Origin of the sequence: Qipengyuania sp. R86523 (assembly GCF_044596365.1) — a bacterium.
Lineage (GTDB): Bacteria > Pseudomonadota > Alphaproteobacteria > Sphingomonadales > Sphingomonadaceae > Qipengyuania > Qipengyuania citrea.
Map to the genome: position 1 here is coordinate 219209 of NZ_CP138997.1, position 19982 is coordinate 239190.

Consider the following 19982-nt stretch of genomic DNA (forward strand, 5'->3'; position numbering starts at 1 on the left):
CGCAGCTTGTGGTTAATTATCGGTTGCCACAGCGCAGGCTGCTGCAAACGAAAAGGGCGACCCGTGGGCCGCCCTTTGTAAGGTGCTGTATGGTTAAAGGGTGGGGCGCATTTCCCCTTCGCTGGGCGTCAACCCGGGCGGCGGACCGCTGACCAGCCTCTTCATTCGCGGTGTCGGCGCACTGACCGTCAATCCGCTGCAGGATTCGGGCGTCGCGCAGAACTACGACGGCGTATACCTGGGCCGCGCCAGCTCGGCCGCCGGCCAGAACTTTTACGACATGGAGCGTGTGGAGGTCCTGAAAGGTCCCCAGGGGACGCTGTACGGCCGGAACGCCACGGGCGGCGTGCTCAACTACATCCCCATGAAACCGCAAGTCGGCGAGTTCAGCGGTTACCTACAGGCCGAGTACGGCAACTTCGACAAGATCGGTGTCCAGGGGGCGGTCAACGTACCATTGACCGACGGGATGGCGGTTAGGCTTGCTGCCAGCCATCAGTCGCGAGACGGTTACAACGACGATGGGACTTCCGACTTGGAAGCGACCTCTGTGCGCGCGCAGATGTTGATGGAACCGACCGACCGTCTGAGCCTGAGGTTTGGATTCGATTACACGTCGGTCGGGGGCAAGGGCTCTACCGGCTCGCTGCTGGGCTTTTTCAGCAACACGCCGGGCCAGCAGACCGAATTTACGCCCACGGACATCGACATCGACAGCGGTGCATGCAGCGCCGCTTCCAATGCGTTCCGGGTGCAGACCTTCCAGGGTCCCTCCTTCGCATTGCTGCCGCCGATCAGCTGCGACGACCTCTTCCAGGACCTGTCCTACGGCGGGCTGCAAACCGAACTCACCTATGAGCTCGATGCCGGAACGATCACGATCATCCCTGCTTGGCGGGAATACTCGCAGGACTACACTTTCGTAGGCCCGGGTTTCGCGCCTGCGCCTACGCAAGAGAGTGGAGAACAGTTCTCGATCGAGGCGCGGTTCGCATCCGATTTCGACGGGCCTGTGAACGGCGTCTTCGGCCTCTACTATTTCGAGGAAGAGGTCGATTTTGCGGCGAACTTCTACCAGGTTGCGGTTGCACCGATCCAGAACTGGACCAACGGCGGGGATTCTTGGGCCGCATTCGCCCAAGTCACGTTCGACGTTACGGACCAGTTCCGGATTAACGTCGGTGGCCGCTACACCGAGGACAACAAGTTCGTCAGAGGCGACGATTTCGCCTTCCTGACGATCTGTCCGCTTGAAGTTCCGCCGTTCCCCGGAGCCCCGTTCACGATCCCGGACTTTGCCGGATGCGCTGCACAGAACTATCCGGCCGTCCTGCCGCCGACAACGGATCCGCAGGTCTACATCGACAGCCTGATCGCCGGTGGCTTCATCCCGCCTGGCTCGACGATCAACGATGGCTTCTATCCGCTCATAAACGGCTCGGCGGGCTTTATCGTCGACGGCGGCGCGGGCCAGGGCCTGACGAGTGAGGACAGCTGGAAAGAGCCGACCTACCGTGTTGGTGTCGAGTACGATCTGACGCCCGACAGCCTGCTCTATGCGACTTATGAGCGCGGTTACCGTGCGGGCGGTGTCGAGCTCGCGGCGGTCGGTGCCGGTGGCGGATTGAGCTTCGATCCCGAATTTATCGATGCTTTCACCATCGGTTCGAAAAACAGATTTCTGGGCGACACGCTCCAGGTCAATATCGAAGGTTTCTACTGGGAGTATAAGGGCCAGCAGATCACCTATTTCTCGACGATCGACGATGCGCCCAACTTCGGTACGGCCAATGGCGATTCGACGATCAAGGGTATCGATCTGGACGTGCTCTGGGCTGCGACGCCGACCACGACACTGGGGGTGAAGTTCCAGTATCTGGATGCGAAGCTGGACCAGCTGACACTGGTCTCCGATCCCGGCACTGGCCGTTTCGGGTGCGAAAATGTTGGCGTGGTTTCTGGCCTGCAGACATTCGAATGTGCCGGCACCGAGCTTCTCTATTCTCCCGAAATCGCGCTTGATCTGGCGCTTGAGCAGGTTTTCGTCCTGGGCAACTTCGATCTGACGTTCTTTGCCGATGCATCCTATCGCAGCGAGCAACAGACCGACCTGTCCTTCACGCCGCAGACCGTTTCGGATGAATACATCACCGCGAACTTCCAGCTCACGCTTGAGCCGGCGGACGCTCTTTGGTCGATCTCTGCCTTCGTCAACAACGCGTTCGACGAGCGGTATTTGGTCAATACCAACGTAGGCAGCTCCGGAGCATTCTACGGCGAACATAACCCGCCGCGGACGTACGGTGTGCGGGCGAAAATCGACTTCTGATCGGAGAGGGAAGAATGTTTAAATTCGCAACTGCATTGGCAGGCGCCCTGACGCTTGCCGGCGCACCTCTCCATGCTCAGGAGGTCGATGCCGCACCTGACGCAACCGCAGTGGCGGTCGATGCTGGTCGCTGGGTGACGCTGGGGACGGTTGCCGGTCCGGTAGCCAGTCCCACGCGTTCGCAGCCGGCCAACCTGCTGGTCGCGGGTGGCCAGAACATTCTGGTCGACGTCGGTGACGGGACGGCAGGGCAGCTTGCCAAGCTTGGCCTCCGCACGGCACAGGTGGACGCGGTATTTATCAGCCACCTGCACTGGGACCATACCGGGGGGCTCGCAGCGCTCCTCGGTCTGCGCGCCCAGACGAATTCGCCCCCGCGCCTCCGCATCTACGGGCCCCCGGGGACGAAGGAAATGGTCGCCGGCTTGCTTGCTTCCATGGTCCCCGGTGCGACGGCGGGATATGGTGTTCCCGGGGCACCAAAAACCGACCTGAACGAACTCGCTGAAGTTTTCGAACTGCGCGACAAGGCCGGCGTCGAACTTGCAGGCATGACCGTGACGGTGCGAAACAATTCGCACTACAGTTTCGCAGCGGACAGTGATTTGGCCAGCCGGTTCGAGTCCCTGTCTTTCCGGTTCGATCTGCCCAGGCGATCCATCGTCTACACGGGCGATACAGGCCCAAGCGGAGAGGTCGAGGAACTGGCTTCCGGAGCGGATCTGCTCGTGGCCGAAATGATGGATGTCGATGATACCATCGCCGAGATCCGCCGCGACAATCCGAATATGCCCGAGGCTGTAGCCAGAGGGATCGAGCAGCACCTTCGCAGCCATCATCTCCTGCCCAGCGATGTTGGCCAGATGGCGGCAGGCGCCGGCGTTGGAGCGCTCGTCGTGACCCATTTTGCCGGCCGCGAACGCGGTGATCCGAAGCACTTCGAATATCTGCGCGACATTGCCGAGCAGTATGACGGCCCCGTGGTCATTGCCAACGATATGGATGTGTACTGAGCCATGCGAAACGCAAATGTACTTGTAATCGGAGGGGGGGTCGGCGGACTGACGACCGCGATCGCCCTGCGCCGCGCCGGACACACCGTGACGGTGATCGAGAAGGATCCCGACTGGTCCGTCTACGGCGTGGGTATCATCCAGCAGTCCAACGTCATCCGGGCGATGGCGGAACTCGAACTTCTCGACGATTACCTTGCTGCCGGGGTCCCCTTCGACAACATTGCCATCCACACTCCCGACGGAACCAAGGTGGCGGAAATCCCCGCTCCGCGCCTGACCGAAAACTACCCCGCGAATGTCGGGATCGGCCGGCCGGCGTTGCACAAGGTGCTGGGCGACCGCACGATCGCCTCGGGCGCGGACGTTCGCCTCGGCGTTACTGCACAATCGCTCGATGATCGCGGTGATGCCGTCCACGTCGTTTTCTCGGATGGCGAGAGCGGGGACTTCGATCTCGTCGTCGGCGCGGACGGCGTCTATTCCGATACGCGGCAGAAGATCATGCCCGATGCCGAGAAGCCCGAATTCACCGGGCAATCGGTCTGGCGTTACAATTTCAAGCGTCCTGCCGACCTCAACGCTCTGCACGTCTACAACGGCCCGACCGGGATCGGTCTCGTGCCCATCAGCGAAGAACTGATGTACATGTATGTGACGACGCCCGAACCGGACAATCCGCACTATCCCAGGGAAGGGTGTGCCGAGGCGATGCGCAAGAAGCTCGCCGAGGCGCCGCCCCAGATCCAGGAACTTGCGCAAGAGATCACCGACGACCACGGGGTTGTCTACCGCCCGCTCGAGCAGATGATGCTCTATGGCGACTGGCACCGTGGCCGGGTGGTCCTGCTGGGCGATGCCGTTCACGCGACCACCCCTCATCTGGGGCAGGGCGCCGGGATGGCGATCGAGGACAGCCTTGTCCTGGCCGACGAGATCACCAGGCACGACACGCCGCAGGAGGCCTTCAAGGCCTATCGCGATCGCCGCTTCGATCGCTGCAAATACATCGTCGAGAAGTCGCTGGCCATTTGCCACGGCCAGCTCGGCAAGGGCCCCCCAGTCGATAACGCTGCTGCCACGCACGAGATGTTCGGCATCGTTTCGCAGCCGATTTAATCAAGATTTCGAGGAATTGGATATGAGCCGAGTAACCGAAATTCGCTATGTCGGATACGGCGTCGAAGACTTCGCTACCGAGCGGAAATTCTATGCCGAGGATTGGGGCTTGGTCGAGGTCGAGGCGACCGAAGACATGGCTTGGTTCAAGACCCACGGACATGACGAGCACCACGTTGTCCGGTTGCACAAGCGCGATACCAATTGCATCGAAGTGATCGCGCTTAGCGCCGACAGCCGCGACGATGTCGATGCCCTGCGCGCCAAGGTCGGCGATGCCGGGTGCAAGATCATCCGCGAGCCGGGCGAGATCGACGGGCCGGGCGGCGGCTATGGGTTCCGGTTTTTCTCACCCGATGGGCTGCCCTTCGAAATTTCCTCCGACGTCGCGCGCGGCAATCACCGCGCAATGGAGCGGTGGGAGGGCATGCCGCTCAAGATCAGCCACATCGTCCTGCATTCGCCCGATCACCAGGCCGCGGTGAAATTCTTCACCGAAGTGCTCGGCTTCAAGGTGAGTGACTGGCTGGGCGACTTCATGTGCTTCCTGCGCTGCAACGAAGCCCATCACCGCATTGCCCTGCTGCCGGGGCCGCCGTGCCTCAACCACGTGGCCTACGACATGCTGACGGTCGACGACATGATGCGCGGAGCGAGCCGGCTCAAGAAGCGCGATTGCGACATTCGCTGGGGCCCGGGCCGCCATACGGCCGGCAACAACACCTTCAGCTATTTCTGCACGCCCGCCGGCTTCGCGGTCGAATACACGTCCGAACTGGAGGAAGTCGACTTCGAGACGCACGAGCCCAAGGTCCACGAACCGGGGCCACAGGTCATGGACCAGTGGGGTGTCGGGTCCGGGGGGCCGCAAACCATGCCCAAACCCGCACCCGATCCCTGCCTGTTCCAGCCGGCGGAGGTGTGATCGATGGCATTGTTCGAATACTTCCCCAATTACATCTGGAACCTGTCGGTCGCGATCGCGATGGAGAGCGGCGGCAAGATCGGTGAAATCGTCGACATGTGCCAGCCGATCAAGGACGCCGCGAACAGCGGCGCCGATGCGGGCACGCCGCAGTTCATGAAACAATGGGCCGCAATGGGCGACAAATTGCTCGAACTGGCGGCTGAAGATGAAGCCAAGGGGCGCAACTTTTCCGCGTCGAACAAGCTGGAGCGGGCATCGCTCTACCTGATCACCGCGGAACGCATGCAGGGCCACGGCCATCCCGGGCGGAAGGAAACCTTCGCCAAGGCGCGCGAGGCTTTCGACCGCTCGACTAGGCTCGGGCAGTTGAACCGCGAGCGGGTCGAAATTCCGCTTGAAACCGGCACGATGCCGGCGCTCTGGACGCGCGCACCCGGCGATGGGCCGAAGCCCGCAGTCGTGTTCTGCAACGGTCTCGATAGCAATAAGGAGCTGCTCTACTGGACGCGGCTTCCCGAAGAGCTGGCGCGCCGCGGCATCTCCACCCTGTGCGTCGACCAGCCGGGTTCGGGCGAGGCGCTGCGGTTGCAGGGCCTGCCGGTCGATCCGCACAGCGAGAGCTGGGCATCCAAGGCGGTCGACTGGCTCGAACAACAGCCGGATGTGGCCGCGGACAAGATCGGCATGACCGGCATCTCGCTCGGCGGACATTTCGCCCCGCGCGCGGTGGCCTACGAACCGCGCTTCGCCAGCGGTGCGGTCTGGGGCGCGAACCACAATTGGCGCGAAGTGCAGGACAAGCGGATGGAGCGCGAAGGCGAAAATCCGGTTCCGCATTACTGGGCGCATGTCCATTGGGCCTTCGGTGCCGAAGGCCAGGAGGACTTCCTCGAAAAGTCCACCGATATGAACCTCAACGGACATATGGACCGGATCAAGGTTCCGTTCCTTGTGACGCATGGCGCCAACGATCGGCAGATCAGCCCGGGCTATGCCGACGATCTTTACGACCAGCTCGTCAACTCGCCGCGGCGTGAAAAGGTCGTGTTCACGCGCCGCGAAGGCGGCGTCGAGCACGTCGGCGCCGACAACATGGCCTACGGCCTCGACCTGTTGTCGGACTGGTTCGCCGAAACCCTGGGCGGAAACACCGGAGCGGCGTGATGAAGCCTGGCGAAGCCGAAGTGGTGCCGAACCTGGCAATCGATCCCTTCGACAAGGTCTTCCTCGGTGATCCCTACGCGTATCACGACATGATCCGCGAAGCCGGCCCGGTGGTATGGCTCGATAGCGTGGGCGCCTTTGCGATGGCGCGATACGAGGAGGTGAAGGACAGCCTCAGGGATCATGAGACCTTTTGTTCAAGCCGCGGGGTCGGCACGCTGGATTTCGCCAAGGAAACCCCTTTCCGGCCGCCGTCCCTGCTGCTCGAGGCGGATCCTCCGCTGCATGATCGAACGCGCAGCATGATGAACCGCATTGTTTCGCTGAAAGCGCTCAAGGAACTGCGCCCCCGCTGGCAGGCCAAGGCCGAAGAACTGGTGGATCGCCTTGTCGAACGGCGCCGCTTCGATGCGGTCAAGGACCTGTCCGAGATCTTCCCGATGATGATCTTTCCGGACACGATCGGCCTCCGCGACGATGGCCGCGAGCATTTGCTCGATTATGCCACGATCGTGTTCAACGCCTTCGGCCCCGACAATGACGTGCTGCGGGAAGGCAATGAAGGCAAGGAAGCGGCCATCGAATGGGTGGCCGAGGCTTGCAAACGCGACAACCTGAAGGAAGGCGGCTGGGGAATGGCCGTTTTCGAAGCCGCCGACCACGGTGAATGCACGCATGAAGAGGCCGAGCGGCTTGTGCGTTCCTTTCTTTCGGCGGGAGTCGACACCACGGTCAACGGGATCGGCCACATGGTGCTGGCCCTCGCCGGCCATCCGGAGGAATACCAGAAGCTGCGCAGCAATCCCTCGCTGGTCAGGCGGGCATTCGAGGAAAGCCTGCGCTGGGATTCAACGGTCCAGACCTTCTTCCGCACGACGACCAAGCGGGTGGAAGTGGGCGGGGCGGAAATTCCCGAAGGCCAGAAGGTTCTCCTGTTTCTCGCCGCGGCAAACCGCGATCCTCTGCATTGGGACGAACCCGATGCCTTCCGGATCGAGCGCAACACCAGCGGGCATGTCGGTTTCGGTTTCGGGATCCACCAGTGTCTCGGCCAGATGGTCGCCAGGCTGGAGGGCGAGCTGATCGGAACCGCGCTTGCCGAACGTGTCGCTTCCATCCGGCTTACCGGTGCTCCGGTGAGACGCCTCAACAATACGCTCCACGCTATCGACAGCGTGCCGGTCGAAGTCGAACCGGCCTGATCACAAGCACCCATTCGCTGCCGCACGCAGCGATCAATGAAATAGGACCAGTACCCGAAATGAAGACCAGAGCTGCCGTAGCTTTCGAAGCGAAGAAACCACTCGAGATCGTGGAGCTTGACCTCGAGGGCCCCAAGCCGGGGGAAGTTCTGGTCGAGATCATGGCAACGGGCATCTGCCATACCGATGCCTATACGCTCGACGGGTTGGACAGCGAGGGGCTGTTTCCCTCCGTTCTCGGCCATGAAGGCTGCGGCGTTGTGCGGGAAGTCGGCGCAGGCGTGACCAGCGTGAAGGAGGGCGATCATGTCATCCCGCTGTACACGCCCGAATGCCGCCAGTGTAAGATGTGCCTGTCCGGCAAGACCAACCTGTGCAGCGCGATCCGCGAGACACAGGGCAAGGGCCTGATGCCCGACGGGACCACGCGGTTCAGCTACCGGGGCCAGCCGATCTATCATTACATGGGCTGCTCGACCTTCTCGAACTTCACTGTCCTGCCGGAAATCGCAGTAGCCAAGACCCGCGAAGATGCGCCGTTCGACACGACCTGTTACGTCGGTTGCGGCGTGACGACCGGCGTTGGCGCGGTAACCAACACCGCCAAGGTCCAGCCGGGCGACACCGTCGTGGTCTTCGGCCTCGGCGGAATTGGCCTGAACGTGATCCAGGGCGCGAAACTGGCGGGCGCCGACCGGATCGTGGGCGTTGATATCAACCCTTCCAAGGAAGAATGGGGCCGCAAGTTCGGAATGACCGATTTCGTCAATCCGAAGGATGTCGGCAATGTGGTCGAAACGCTGGTCAACATGCTCGACGGCGGAGCCGATTACAGTTTCGACTGCACCGGCAACACCGCGGTCATGCGGGATGCCCTGGAATGCTGTCACAAGGGCTGGGGCACCAGCATCATCATCGGCGTTGCCGAAGCGGGCAAGACCATCGAAACCCGCCCCTTCCAGCTGGTGACGGGCCGGAACTGGCGCGGGACCGCCTTCGGCGGCGCCAAGGGCCGAACCGACGTGCCCAAGATCGTCGACTGGTACATGAACGGCAAGATCGAAATCGATCCCATGATTACCCACCGGCTGAGCCTGGACGAGATCAACAAGGGCTTCGACCTGATGCATTCCGGCGAGAGTATCCGCGCGGTGGTCGTGTACTGATGGGCACCATCAACGTCACCCTTCGAGACGGGACCGATCAGTCCGTCGAGGCCGCTGGCGGCAGTTCGGTCATGGAAGCGATCAGGGATGCCGGGATCGACGAACTGCTGGCCCTGTGTGGCGGTTGCTGTTCCTGCGCCACCTGCCACGTGCACGTGGCAGGCGAATGGTTCGACAAGCTGTCTGCCATGAGCGAAGACGAGGATGACCTTCTCGAAAGCTCGGATCACCGTACGCTGCAGTCCCGGCTCTCCTGCCAGATCGCGTATACCGACGCGCTCGACGGACTGCAGCTCGCGATCGCGCCCGAGGACTAGCGCAATGTCTCTCGTCTCGCAGGCCCGGGTGCCGACACCCCATGCGCGCAAGTACGCGCTGCAATTGGGCAGGCATTGGCAGCACAACCTTGCGGTAGAAGAAAGCGGCGACATGCGCCGGATCACGTTCCCGCGGGATGCGCGGGGTGCGGCGTGGTCCGGCGATGCCCTGGTCACCTTGCAGCCGGAGGACGGAATTCTCCTTTGCCGGATCGAGGCAAGCGAGCCGGGACAGCTCGAAGAGCTGAAGGGCGCGGTCGAGCGGCACGTCGCCCGTTTCGCGTTTCGCGAAGACGGCCTCTCCTACCACTGGGAGGATGTTGCCCCTCGCGAGCCCGGAGCCAGCGAATGACGGGTACCCCGCCATTGCATCCGGCACCGCGCACGCGGGATATCGCCGCGACCCGCCACGGGGTGGTGCTGCTGGCCGCCTCGGTCATGCCGGTCATGGCGATCATCTCGCTGGTTCCTGTACTGCCATTGCTGATGCGCGAATTCTCCGGGGTGGAGGGCAGCGAATTTCTCGTTCCCATCGCGCTCACCATTCCGGCCCTTTGTGTCGCCCTGTTCTCGCCCGTGGCTGGCTGGCTGGCAGACCGGATCGGCCGCAAGATACTGCTTGTTTCCGCGCTCGTCCTCTACGCCGCCTGCGGCATCGTTCCGTGGTTTCTGGACGATCTGTTCCAGATCATCGCCGCCCGGATCGCGCTTGGGATGACCGAGGCGGTCATCATGACCGTCGCGACCACGTTGATCGGCGATTACTTTGTCGACGAGCGTCGGGAGAAGTGGATCGCACTGCAGGTGGCAACCACCAGTGTATCGGCCATCGTTCTCATCGCAGTCGGCGGTTTGCTGGGCGAGATCCTCGGCTCGCGCGGCCCGTTCCTGCTTTACCTTCTCGGACTGCCGATAGCCGGCATGGCCGCAATGATCCTGTTCGAACCCGAGGACCACGCCCCATCGACCGGAGTTGGCGCCACCGCTTTCCCCTTCGCCAGGGTCCTGCCGCTCGTGGCGATTACTCTTGGTGTCGGGATCGTCTTCTACACGCTTATAGTCCAGCTCGGGCCTATCCTCGAACTTTCGGGGCCCGTTTCGCCCGCGACTATCGGAATGGTCGGTGCGGTTACAAATCTGTCAGTGGGTGGCGGGAGCTTCATTTTTCACAAGCTCAAGCAGCACGCGGGAAGAATGCCGCTGGCGCTGGGCTTGCTGCTGGCCGCCTTGGGCTACGCCGGGGCCGCTTATTCGACGAGCTTGCCGTCGATCGCCGGGTTCGCCGCGCTCGCCTGCGTCGGCAGCGGCATCCTGCTGCCCAACATGCTGACATGGACAATGCGGCGTCTCCCCCCCGAGTTTCGCGGTCGCGGAACCGGGCTCTGGACAGGGGCATTTTTCCTCGGCCAGTTCCTCGCCCCCCTGGTTGCGGCAGCGGTTGTCGGTGCGACGTCAGGTTTGGCCAGTGCGCTGCTGGTTTATGCAGGCGTCGTGGCCGTGGGTAGCATCGTCGCTGCCCTTTCATTCCGCCTGGGGAGCCGCCCTGGGTGACCGAGCAAGCGCCAATCCTTTACTTCGCGCCGCAAACCTGCGCGCGCGTGAGCCTTACGGCACTGGAAGAGATCGGTGAGCCGTTCGAAACCCGCCTGATTGCGTTCAAGGCGGGCGAGCATCGCCGACCGGACTATCTTGCGGTCAATCCTGCGGGCAAGGTTCCTGCGCTCGATACCGGGAGGGGGGTCGTGACGCAGAGCGGATCGATCCTGCTGTACCTGGCGCGAGCGCACCCGGATGCCAGATTGCTCCCGCTGACCGGCGATCCGCTCGGGGAGGCGGCGGCGGTTTCGGCGCTCTTCCGCTTGTCGAGCGATTTGCATCCGCTGGTGACGCGGTTCGTCCTGCCGGGCATGATGCTCCAGTCGGACGAGGCGGCCCCGCAGGTCCGGGCCAAGGCGGAAGAGCTGCTGATCCAGCAATTGCAGTCGATCGCAGCACAGTTGGCGCAGCAGCGATGGATGCTCGGGCCCGACTGGTCGATTGTCGATACCTATCTGGCCTGGATCTGGTTCCGCATAACCGGAGCGGGATTCGATGCCGCGGCATTCCCCGAAATCGCCGAAATGACCGGGCGCGCCAATGAACGCGCAGCGGCGAAACGGGCACTGGAGCACGAAGCCCGCGCGCAGCAGGACCTAAAGCAGCGCGGCCTGGCATTCACGCCGCCTCAAGTGACCACACAGAAAAGTTGAGAGGACCGAATATGAATAACGCACCGATCCGCCGCGTGGTCACGGGCCATGATGCATCCGGCCGCGCCATCATCCAGGAAGACGGCATCGTCCCTCGGATCCAGAAGATCGGCGGCGACACCGGCCCCATGTTCTACGAGGTGTGGAACACGCGCGCGACGCCGGCCCCGATCGATCCCGCCTCGGGCGAACCACCGGAAGAGGGCATCATCCTCGCGCCGCCCAAGAACGGGACGCGCATCCGCGTGCTCGACATTCCGCCCGACGATCCGTCGTTTGCAGAGATGACGCCGGAAGAGGCGCGCGCGCACTTCGCCGAAATCGGCGCGGCCGACGCCTCGTCGTTCGAGGGCAAGGAATCGCGTCATGCCCATATGCACCGTACCGAAACGGTCGACTACGGCATCGTCATCGAAGGCGAGCTGGTCCTGATCATGGACGAGGGCGAGACAACCGTGCGGGCAGGGGACATCGTCGTCCAGCGCGGCACCAATCACGGCTGGGCCAACCGGACGGACCGGAATTGCCGCATCGCCTTCATCCTGATCGACGGCGAATTCAGCGAAGAACTGAAGGGCTGAAGCACCGCCATCCTCGCGTGTGACGGCGCGCCGTAGCTCGCAAGATATTCCGGAGAAACCCATGCGGTTCGCAACTTTCACCTCACAGTCCCGCGATGGCCGCCTGGTCGTCATATCCACCGATGGGCGCCGCTATCTCGAGGTCGGGGACACTGCCCCCAATCTGCTCGGAGCGATCGAGCGGTGGGATGCACTCATGCCGCGGCTTTCGGAACTCGCCGACCGGCTGGAACAGGGCGAAGGGGATGGTTTCGATCCCGCCAATTGCGCCGCCCCACTGCCACGCAGCTGGCAATGGCTCGACGGATCGGCGTTTTCGACGCATGGCGAACTGATGCAGGTCGCCTTCGGTCTCGATCCGATCGAAGCCGAGAAACCGCTGATGTATCAGGGTCTTTCCGATCGCTTCTACGGCCCGGTCGATGACGTGCCGTTCCCGGGCATGGAACACGGGATCGACTTCGAAGGCGAGTACGGGGTGATCGTCGACCACGTTCCGATGGGCACCGGTGCCGCCGAAGCGATGAAGCACATCAAGCTGATCGTGCAGATCAACGACTGGTCGCTGCGTGCCATTGCGCCGGTCGAAATGAAAACGGGTTTCGGCTGGGTTCAGGCCAAGCCGGCATGTTCGATGGCGCCCTTTGCGGTGACGCCCGAAGAGCTCGGCGATGCGTGGCAGGACGGCCGTGTTTGCCTCGACCTGGAGATTGACTGGAACGGCAAGCGGTTCGGCGCGGCTAATGGACGGGAAATGGATGTGGGCTTCCACGACCTCATTGCGCATGCGGCTTTTACGCGCGACCTTGTCGCAGGAACGATAATCGGCTCGGGCACCGTCTCGAACGCCGACTACGCTCAGGTGGGTTCGAGCTGCATTTCCGAAGTGCGGGCCATCGAGATGATCCGTGACAAGGGCCCGGCGACCACGCCCTTCATGGCGTTTGGCGATACGGTCCGGATGGCTGCACGCGGGCTCGATGGGGGGCTGCCATTTGGCGTGATCGAGCAGAAAATCGTGCAGGCGTGAATGTGTTGGCGTGCATTGTCGGTGCAGGCCCCGCCGGACTGCTCCTGGGGCACCTGCTGCGTGCCGAGGGCATCGACTGCTTCGTGGTCGAACGACAGTCGCCCGATTAAGTGCTCGGCCAGATCCGGGCCGGCGTACTCGAACAGGTCACTGTCGGACTGATGGAACGTCTCGGGCTCGACGCCCGGGTGAAGACCGAAGGCATGCCGCATGATGGCTTCCACCTCGCCGATGGTGAGCGGCTGATCGGCATCTGAACCTGGCTGCCAGCGACGTCTATTACGCGGCATATGCGCCGGTCAGCTTCTCCAAGCGCGGCAGACCCGGATGCCATTGCGGAGTATTCCGAAACGGCCTTGGCCCGGGTTTGGAAGGCTTAACGCTTCAGCTGGGCACTCACGCGACTGATGCACCGGTTCCCCGAAGACGGTCCCTTCGAACGGGCCATGCAACTGGCGGCACTCGATTCCATCACGAGCAGCAGGGCAGCGCAGACTTCGATTGCAGAGAATTGCTTGGGCTTGCCTCTCTAAGCGTAATCCTCGGTGTCGATCGTGCCCCGCATCACTTCGGGATAGCGGTGACCACGCACGCTTTGTTGGTTGATCAGTTGCCCCGCGCGGTCGAGGACTTCGGCTGGCACCGTTTTGTCGGACGAGGCGAAATTGTCGGCCATATGGCCAATGTCGGTGGTGCCGGGGATCGCATGGACGTGATCGCCCTGCGCCAGCACCCAGGCGAGCGCGAGTTGGGCCGGTCGGAGGTCGTTCTCCTGCGCCAGATCGTCGAACTGGTCGATCAGCGCGCGATTGTGCGGCCAGTTTGCGCTATCGAACCGCGGATGCGACCGGCGCAGGTCCTTGTCTCCCAGCGTCGCGGGATCCTTCAGCTCGCCGGCCAGCGCGCCGCGGGCAACCGGCGAAAACGCCACCAGCGCAATACCGAGTTCGCGGGTGGCGTCCAGCACCCCGAGTTCGACGTTGCGGGTCCACAGCGAGAACTCGGTCTGGACCGCGGCCATGGGATGAACCGCATGCGCCTCACGGATATGGGCAGCGGACCATTCGGACACGCCGTAAGCCCCGATCTTGCCCGCCTCAATCGCACGGACCATCGCGCCGACGCTGTCCGCGACCGGGACTTTCGGGTCGAAGCGGTGCATGTAGAACAGATCGATATGATCGGTGCCCAGCCGCTTCAGGCTGGCATCGAGCGAACTGCTAATCGCCTCGGGCGAGCAATCGATCCCACGGCGCGGGCCATCGACGATGATGCCGGTCTTGCTGGCGAGCAGGAATTCATCGCGCCGGTGCATGGCGGCGCCACCGAGCAACTCTTCGTTGGCCCCCTTGCCATAGATATTGGCGGTATCGAGATGATCATAGCCGAGGTCGAGCGCTTCATTCAGCAAGCGCACCTTGTCCTCGTGCGGCGGAGGATCACCATAGGCCCACGAGAGATTCATGCAGCCCAGACCGATGGGGCGGACGGGCCGTCCGCACAATTGCCGCGTGTTCACGACCAGCCGTCTTGCGCTTCGAGGCTGCCTGCCAGTTCGCCGATCACGCGGTAGCAGTCGAGCACCTGCGCGACCGAACCATTCGGTTCGCGGCCTTCCTTGATCGCGGCGATGAACTCGCGGTCCTGCAACTCGATGCCGTTCATGCTGACGTCGACCTGCGACACGTCGATGGGCTCTTCGCGCCCGTTCACCAGATCGTCGTAGCGCGCGATATAGGTGCCGGTATCGCCGATGTAGCGGAAGAAGGTGCCCAGCGGCCCGTCATTGTTGAACGACAGCGCCAGCGTCAGGATCTGCCCCTGGTCGGTCTTCATCTGGATCGACTGGTCCATCGCGATCCCCAGTTCGGGGTGCTTCGGCCCCTGGAGAATGTTGGCCTGAACGACCTTCGCGCCGGTCATGTACTGGAAGATGTCGATCGTGTGGGCAGAATGGTGCCACAGCAAATGATCGGTCCAGCTGCGCGGTTCGCCCTTCGCGTTGGTGTTGGTTCGCCGAAAGAAGAAAGTCTGCACATCCATCGACTGGATGGCGAACTCGCCCGCATCGATCCGCTGTTTCACATATTGGTGCGAAGGATTGAAGCGGCGGGTGTGGCCGACCATGCAGACGAGGCCCGTCTCGCGCTGTTTCGTCATCACCGCCTGCGCATCCGCCCAGCTATCCGCCACGGGGATTTCCACTTCGACATGCTTGCCGGCATCCATGGCCTGAATCGCCTGGCGGGCATGCATCGGGGTCGGCGTGGTGAGGATGACGGCGTCGATATCATCGCGGCGCAACGTCGCCTCGTAACTGTCCGACACGTCTGAAATGCCGTGCGGCTCGGCGAGCTTGCGCAATTCTTCCTCCGATGCGCTCACCACGGTGACCACTTCGGCGTCGGGGATGTTCTTGAGGCCGACGAGATGCTTTTCGCCAAAGGCGCCGGCGCCGACGAGGGCGATGCGGATCATGGGATACTCCTGAAAATCATTCGATCATGGCCTGCGCGGCCGGACTGTTGCCCTCGATCGTGGGCGAGGGAGGCACGGTTCCGTCGACCGGTTCCAGCACCAGATGGCCGATGGCGGTGTTCGAGCAGGGGACATGATAGTGGCGGTGCAGGGCGCGGGTTTCCCTGCCCAGCGCACCGCGCATGATCAACCACATGACCATCTCGATCCCCTCGGATCCGGTCTCGCGCAGATATTCGATATGCGGGATGTGGCGCAGGTCGTCGGTGGTGCCGCAAAGCTTGTCGAGAAACATGTTGTCCCATTCGCGGTTGATCAGCCCTGCGCGCGGCCCCTGCAACTGGTGGCTCATCCCGCCCGTGCCCCAGATCTGCACGTCGAGGTCCTCGGCAAAGCTGTCCACTGCCCGGGCGATGGCCTCGCCCAGCGCCCAGCAGCGATTGCCCGAAGGCGGCGGATAAGTGACCACGTTTACCGCCAGCGGGATGACCTTGCAGGGCCATTTGTCGGGCGCGCCGAACATCATGGTCAGCGGCACGGTAAGTCCGTGATCGACGTCCATCTCGTTGATGATCGTCATGTCGAACTCGTCGAGGATCAGGCTCTGCGCGATATGCCAGGCCAGATCGGGATGGCCTTCGACGTCTGGCACTTCCCGCGGTCCCCAGCCTTCGTCGGCCGGGGCGTAGCTTTCGCCGCAGCCGATTGCGAATGTGGGGATGATCTTCATGTCGAAAGCGGATGCGTGATCGTTATAGACCAGCACGATCACGTCGGGCGGGTTCTGGGCGATCCATTCGCGCGACCATTCATAGCCTGCGAAGATCGGCGCGAAATACTCGTCGCCCGCCTTGCCCTGATCGGCGGCGACGCCGAGCAGCGGGACATGGCTGGTCGCTACTCCTGCGGTAATCCGGGCCATCAGCGTTTGTCCTTGATCGAACGGACGCCTTCGGGAGAACGCCCGCCCTTGTTCATCATGTCGCGGTAAGTGGGAAAATCCATGTCGGTCATGGTCGAAACCGCTTCGGCAAAGCTGACCCCGTCGGTGGAGAATATCTTCGACAGGAAATAGACGTTCCCGCCCAGATCGAGCAACGCGTTGTAATCGCGCCGAAGCACCGCCGCCTTCATCGCGTCGGTCAGCTTCCATTCGTCGAGATAGGCTTTTTCGTCGGCCCTGAACCGCTCGCGGTTGTCCGGCTTCATCAGGCTCATCGCGAACTGGTTCAGGTGATATCCCTGCCGCGCGCGCGCCGCGGTGAAGACGCGTGTGCCCGGAATGTCATCGAACTCGCCAAGATAGGCGTGAATGTCGAGCTTGTCGGTCATAGCCCGCGCTCCTTCAGCAGGGCATCGAGGCGCGGGAAGACGCGCCGGGCATTGCCTTCGAAGATGGCGCGCCGTTCGTCCTCGGAGATGTCGAGGGCATCGACATAGCGCTTGGTATCGTCGAAATAATGCCCGGTCTGCGGGTCTATCCCGCGGACCGCGCCGACCATCTCGCTGCCGAAAAGGATGTTCTTGTTCTCGATCACATCGGCCAACAGATCGATCCCCGGCTGGTGATAGACGCAGGTGTCGAAGAACACGTTGTTCATCAGATGCGTATCGAGGCTCGGCTGCTTGAGCATATCGGCCAGGCCGCGATACCGTCCCCAGTGATAGGGGACTGCTCCGCCGCCATGCGGGATGATGAAACGCAGGCCGGGAAAACGGCTGAACAGGTCGCCCTGCAACAGCTGCATGAAGGCGACGGTATCCGCGGCGAGATAGTATCCGCCGGTCGCATGCATTGCCGGGTTGCAGCTGCCCGATACGTGGATCATCCCGGGGACCTGCAATTCCTCCATCACCTCGTAGAGCGGAAACCAGTAATCGTCGGTCAGCGGCGGATGCTGGAAATGGCCGCCGCCCGGATCGGGATTGAGATTGCAGGAGACGAAGCCCAGTTCCTCGACGCAGCGGCGCAATTCCGAGACGCTCGCTTCGAGACCCGCCTGCGGGCTTTGCGGAAGCATGCAGCCGCCGACAAAGACATCGGGGAAGAGCTGGGTCACCCGGTGGATTAGATTGTTGCAATGCCGGGCCCAGGTCGCCGACACGTCCTGGTCGCCGACATGATGCGCCATGGCGCTGGCGCGGGGGCTGAATATCGTCAGGTCTGCGCCGCGTTCCTTGATCAGCCGCAGCTGGTTGTCTTCGATCGTCTGGCGGATCTCGTCGTCGGTGATGTCCGGATAGGGCGGGGCGGGGCGTCCCTCAGCGAAGGCCGCCTTCTGCTCTTCGCGCCACGCATCATGGCCTCTCGGCAGGACGGTGTAGTGGCCGTGGCAATCGATAATCAGGCTCATGCCGCGTTTCTCTCCGTGGTGATCGGGGCCGCGGCGGCGCGCTGACGGCGGACGGTGCCCTGCGTCATGACCGGTTCGACGCCCAATGATTGCAGCGTGCTGGCCGCTTCTTCCATCTCGGCAGCGCGGCGGATGCCGTGCGTCGCCATGCGCTCGCGGTTATAGGCAGCCCGGCTGAACCAGCTGTCCGACTTTTCGCTGGCGTCGAGCGAGGCCAGGACCTCGTCGACCACGCCCGCCGCTTCGGCCGCGCTCATCATTTCATCGGTGAGCGCTTCCACGCCCTTGACCATGACCGAGCGGATGAGCTTGATCGCGGACGCGCGGCCGACTTCCTCGCCCACCACGCGGACATTGGTGAAGCCAAGCGATATGAGCTTTTCGCGCGCCGTTTCGGCCATGTTTCCTGCAAGCAGGACCGGGACGTTCAGCGCGGCCGGACGGACCGGTGCGAGTATCGCGGCATCGACGTAGACGCCGCCCCGCTCTTCGATTGCAGCCGCTGCCCGGCGCTTGGTGTCGGGCGCAACCGAATTCATGTCGATCCAGCATGCGCCCGGCTGGAGGAACGCTGCCGCCGTCTGCGCCGCAGCCAGCGCTTGGTCGGCGGTGACCAGCGACAGCACGATCCGGGCATCGGCAAGCGCGCTGCGAACATCGGTCGAAGCGCTTATGCCAGCTTCTTCAATTGCCTGTTTGCGCGAAGGGTCGGGGTCGAACGCGCATGCGGGCTTGGCCCAGCGTGCAGCGGCGCAGAAGGTGCTGCCCGCTTCGCCAAATCCGATAAGGGCAAGATCGCGTTCCATGTCCGACAGGATGCAGCCGAGCGCCTGCGCGAACCAATGAATAGCCCGGCCAGCGAATAAGTTTTTACGAATAGTCTTGCGCGATCTCTCGCAGGACAAGCTGCATCGAACGTTGCGCGGCGGTCGGACGCCAGTCGCGCCTCGTGGTGATCCCGATGGTGCGCGAAACCTCGCTCGGAGGCGGAGATGTCTCGATCAGGCCCGCTTCGATCTCGACGCGCAGCTGGTCCGGCGACAGGAGCGACAGCATGTCGGTTTCCAGCAGCAATTCACGGATCGTGAGCACCGAACCGCATTCGATGCGCACCTCCGGTTCCGCACCGCCGTCGGCCCCGATCATCGTTTCCCAATACTGCCGCAGGGGCGCATTGCTCGAAGGCAGGATCCAGGGATAATCGCGCAGCGAGGCTAGCGACAGGGGATTGCCGCTTGCAAGCGGATGTCCCGCCCGCATGACGATTTGCGGGCGATCGATAAAGGCGACCTCCTGCGCCAGGTCGTCCGAAGGATCGTCCAGTCTCAGCGCCCCGAGCAGCAGGTCGATCTCGCCATCGCGCAAGGGGCCGGCCAGTTCGGGATAGCTGCCTTCGATCACGGCGACTTCCACCCCCGGATGGCGGCGGGAAAATGCCAGAAGCGCGCGCGGCAGCCACCGCGCCCGCGACAGCGGCATGGCGCCGATGATCACGCGCCCCTTGGCGTTACCGAGCCACACCGCGACTTCCGAAAGCCCGTTGCGCAGCTCAGTCTGTGCCAGACTGAACTTGCGTGCACGCAGCGTGCCCTTCCTGGTGAAGGTAAGATAGCGTCCGCGCCGTTCGACCAGACGTTCCCCAAGGGCGAGCGAGAGGTCCGCGACCGCGCGGTGAAGCGAGGCGGGGGCCACGCCCGCAAGCTGCGCGGCAGCAGAATAGCTGCCCGTCCGGGCAAGGGCGATAAAGGCGCGCATCTGCGTCGCAGTCACGCGGGAAGACCCGATCAGCTCGAGCGCGGTTCGCGCACGCGCGTTAAGCAGCAGTGCCGGCTCGGTCGGTTTCATCCCGTCGGGTTCACGCTGGAACAGGCGGCATTCCAGCGTCCGTTCGAGACGGGCGATCGCCTGCGTCAGCGCGGGCTGCGTGAGGTGCACCGAACGCGCCGCTTCGGTCACCGTGCCATGCTCTACGGTTGCGACGAGAGCGGCAAGATGCCGGATATTGGGCAGGCGTTCGATCATCGTGTACGATTAGCAAAATGTTATACGACG

The 19982-nt window shown here is 63.0% G+C and carries 20 protein-coding genes and 1 pseudogene; 14 read left to right on the forward strand and 7 right to left on the reverse strand.

The genetic code is table 11. The features are described 5' to 3' along the window. Window positions 1-100: 100 nt before the first annotated feature. The 14 genes and pseudogenes from SJY12_RS01160 (at window position 101) to SJY12_RS01225 (ending at window position 13631) form a co-directional block, all read left to right on the forward strand. Window positions 101-2329, forward strand: coding sequence for a TonB-dependent receptor (locus SJY12_RS01160; RefSeq protein WP_397505720.1), 2229 nt, complete (start codon window positions 101-103; stop codon window positions 2327-2329). Between the two features lie 14 nt (window positions 2330-2343). Next, window positions 2344-3342 (forward strand): MBL fold metallo-hydrolase, encoded by a 999-nt coding sequence (locus SJY12_RS01165; protein WP_397505721.1) that lies wholly within the window; start codon window positions 2344-2346, stop codon window positions 3340-3342. 3 nt (window positions 3343-3345) lie between these two features. Further along, window positions 3346-4461 carry an FAD-dependent oxidoreductase gene (locus SJY12_RS01170; RefSeq protein WP_397505722.1) on the forward strand — a complete coding sequence of 372 codons (1116 nt, stop codon included), beginning with the start codon at window positions 3346-3348 and terminating at the stop codon, window positions 4459-4461. A gap of 22 nt (window positions 4462-4483) precedes the next feature. Further along, on the forward strand, window positions 4484-5386 hold the full coding sequence (locus SJY12_RS01175) for a VOC family protein (protein ID WP_397505723.1): 903 nt from the start codon (window positions 4484-4486) through the stop codon (window positions 5384-5386). 3 nt (window positions 5387-5389) lie between these two features. Then, window positions 5390-6553, forward strand: a complete 1164-nt coding sequence (locus SJY12_RS01180) for an alpha/beta hydrolase family protein (protein WP_397505724.1) — start codon at window positions 5390-5392, stop codon at window positions 6551-6553. Then, on the forward strand, window positions 6553-7755 hold the full coding sequence (locus SJY12_RS01185; protein ID WP_397505725.1) for a cytochrome P450: 1203 nt from the start codon (window positions 6553-6555) through the stop codon (window positions 7753-7755). Before SJY12_RS01180 ends, SJY12_RS01185 begins: the two co-directional genes overlap by 1 nt. A 59-nt stretch (window positions 7756-7814) precedes the next feature. After that, window positions 7815-8921, forward strand: a complete 1107-nt coding sequence (locus SJY12_RS01190) for an S-(hydroxymethyl)glutathione dehydrogenase/class III alcohol dehydrogenase (RefSeq protein ID WP_397505726.1) — start codon at window positions 7815-7817, stop codon at window positions 8919-8921. Continuing rightward, window positions 8921-9238 (forward strand): 2Fe-2S iron-sulfur cluster-binding protein, encoded by a 318-nt coding sequence (locus SJY12_RS01195; RefSeq protein WP_397505727.1) that lies wholly within the window; start codon window positions 8921-8923, stop codon window positions 9236-9238. Before SJY12_RS01190 ends, SJY12_RS01195 begins: the two co-directional genes overlap by 1 nt. Before the next feature lie 4 nt (window positions 9239-9242). Then, window positions 9243-9590, forward strand: coding sequence for a DUF2218 domain-containing protein (locus SJY12_RS01200; protein WP_397505728.1), 348 nt, complete (start codon window positions 9243-9245; stop codon window positions 9588-9590). After that, a complete protein-coding gene (locus tag SJY12_RS01205) occupies window positions 9587-10789 on the forward strand; it encodes an MFS transporter (protein WP_397505729.1) in 1203 nt (400 codons plus the stop codon). Before SJY12_RS01200 ends, SJY12_RS01205 begins: the two co-directional genes overlap by 4 nt. Before the next feature lie 47 nt (window positions 10790-10836). Beyond that, window positions 10837-11487, forward strand: a complete 651-nt coding sequence (locus tag SJY12_RS01210) for a glutathione S-transferase family protein (protein WP_397505730.1) — start codon at window positions 10837-10839, stop codon at window positions 11485-11487. 11 nt (window positions 11488-11498) lie between these two features. Next, window positions 11499-12068 (forward strand): cupin domain-containing protein, encoded by a 570-nt coding sequence (locus SJY12_RS01215; protein WP_230832695.1) that lies wholly within the window; start codon window positions 11499-11501, stop codon window positions 12066-12068. 61 nt (window positions 12069-12129) lie between these two features. Continuing rightward, window positions 12130-13098 (forward strand): fumarylacetoacetate hydrolase family protein, encoded by a 969-nt coding sequence (locus SJY12_RS01220; RefSeq protein ID WP_397505731.1) that lies wholly within the window; start codon window positions 12130-12132, stop codon window positions 13096-13098. Beyond that, a pseudogene (locus SJY12_RS01225) lies at window positions 13095-13631 on the forward strand (FAD-dependent monooxygenase). The gene SJY12_RS01220 and the pseudogene SJY12_RS01225 overlap by 4 nt, the downstream one beginning before the upstream one ends. On the opposite strand, the gene SJY12_RS01230 reads toward SJY12_RS01225, so the two are convergent. The 7 genes from SJY12_RS01230 to SJY12_RS01260 form a co-directional block, all read right to left on the reverse strand. Beyond that, window positions 13628-14617, reverse strand: coding sequence for an aldo/keto reductase (locus SJY12_RS01230; RefSeq protein ID WP_397505732.1), 990 nt, complete (start codon window positions 14615-14617; stop codon window positions 13628-13630). The pseudogene SJY12_RS01225 and the gene SJY12_RS01230 sit on opposite strands and share 4 nt — an antisense overlap. Beyond that, window positions 14614-15573: a Gfo/Idh/MocA family oxidoreductase gene (locus tag SJY12_RS01235; RefSeq protein ID WP_397506613.1), complete on the reverse strand. Its 960-nt coding sequence runs from the start codon at window positions 15571-15573 to the stop codon at window positions 14614-14616. Before SJY12_RS01235 ends, SJY12_RS01230 begins: the two co-directional genes overlap by 4 nt. Before the next feature lie 19 nt (window positions 15574-15592). Beyond that, complete coding sequence (locus SJY12_RS01240) at window positions 15593-16498, reverse strand: class III extradiol dioxygenase subunit beta (protein ID WP_397505733.1); 906 nt, start codon at window positions 16496-16498, stop codon at window positions 15593-15595. Beyond that, on the reverse strand, window positions 16498-16908 hold the full coding sequence (ligA, locus tag SJY12_RS01245) for a protocatechuate 4,5-dioxygenase subunit alpha (protein WP_050599955.1): 411 nt from the start codon (window positions 16906-16908) through the stop codon (window positions 16498-16500). The genes SJY12_RS01240 and ligA overlap by 1 nt, the downstream gene beginning before the upstream one ends. Further along, window positions 16905-17930, reverse strand: a complete 1026-nt coding sequence (locus SJY12_RS01250) for an amidohydrolase family protein (RefSeq protein WP_397505734.1) — start codon at window positions 17928-17930, stop codon at window positions 16905-16907. The genes ligA and SJY12_RS01250 overlap by 4 nt, the downstream gene beginning before the upstream one ends. Next, entirely contained in the window at window positions 17927-18736 is an 810-nt protein-coding gene (locus SJY12_RS01255; protein WP_397505735.1) for a DUF1932 domain-containing protein, read from the reverse strand. The genes SJY12_RS01250 and SJY12_RS01255 overlap by 4 nt, the downstream gene beginning before the upstream one ends. A 64-nt stretch (window positions 18737-18800) precedes the next feature. Further along, the gene (locus SJY12_RS01260) at window positions 18801-19952 is read right to left on the reverse strand and encodes a LysR family transcriptional regulator (protein ID WP_397505736.1); all 1152 of its coding nucleotides are present in this window, start codon (window positions 19950-19952) and stop codon (window positions 18801-18803) included. Window positions 19953-19982 lie beyond the last annotated feature (30 nt).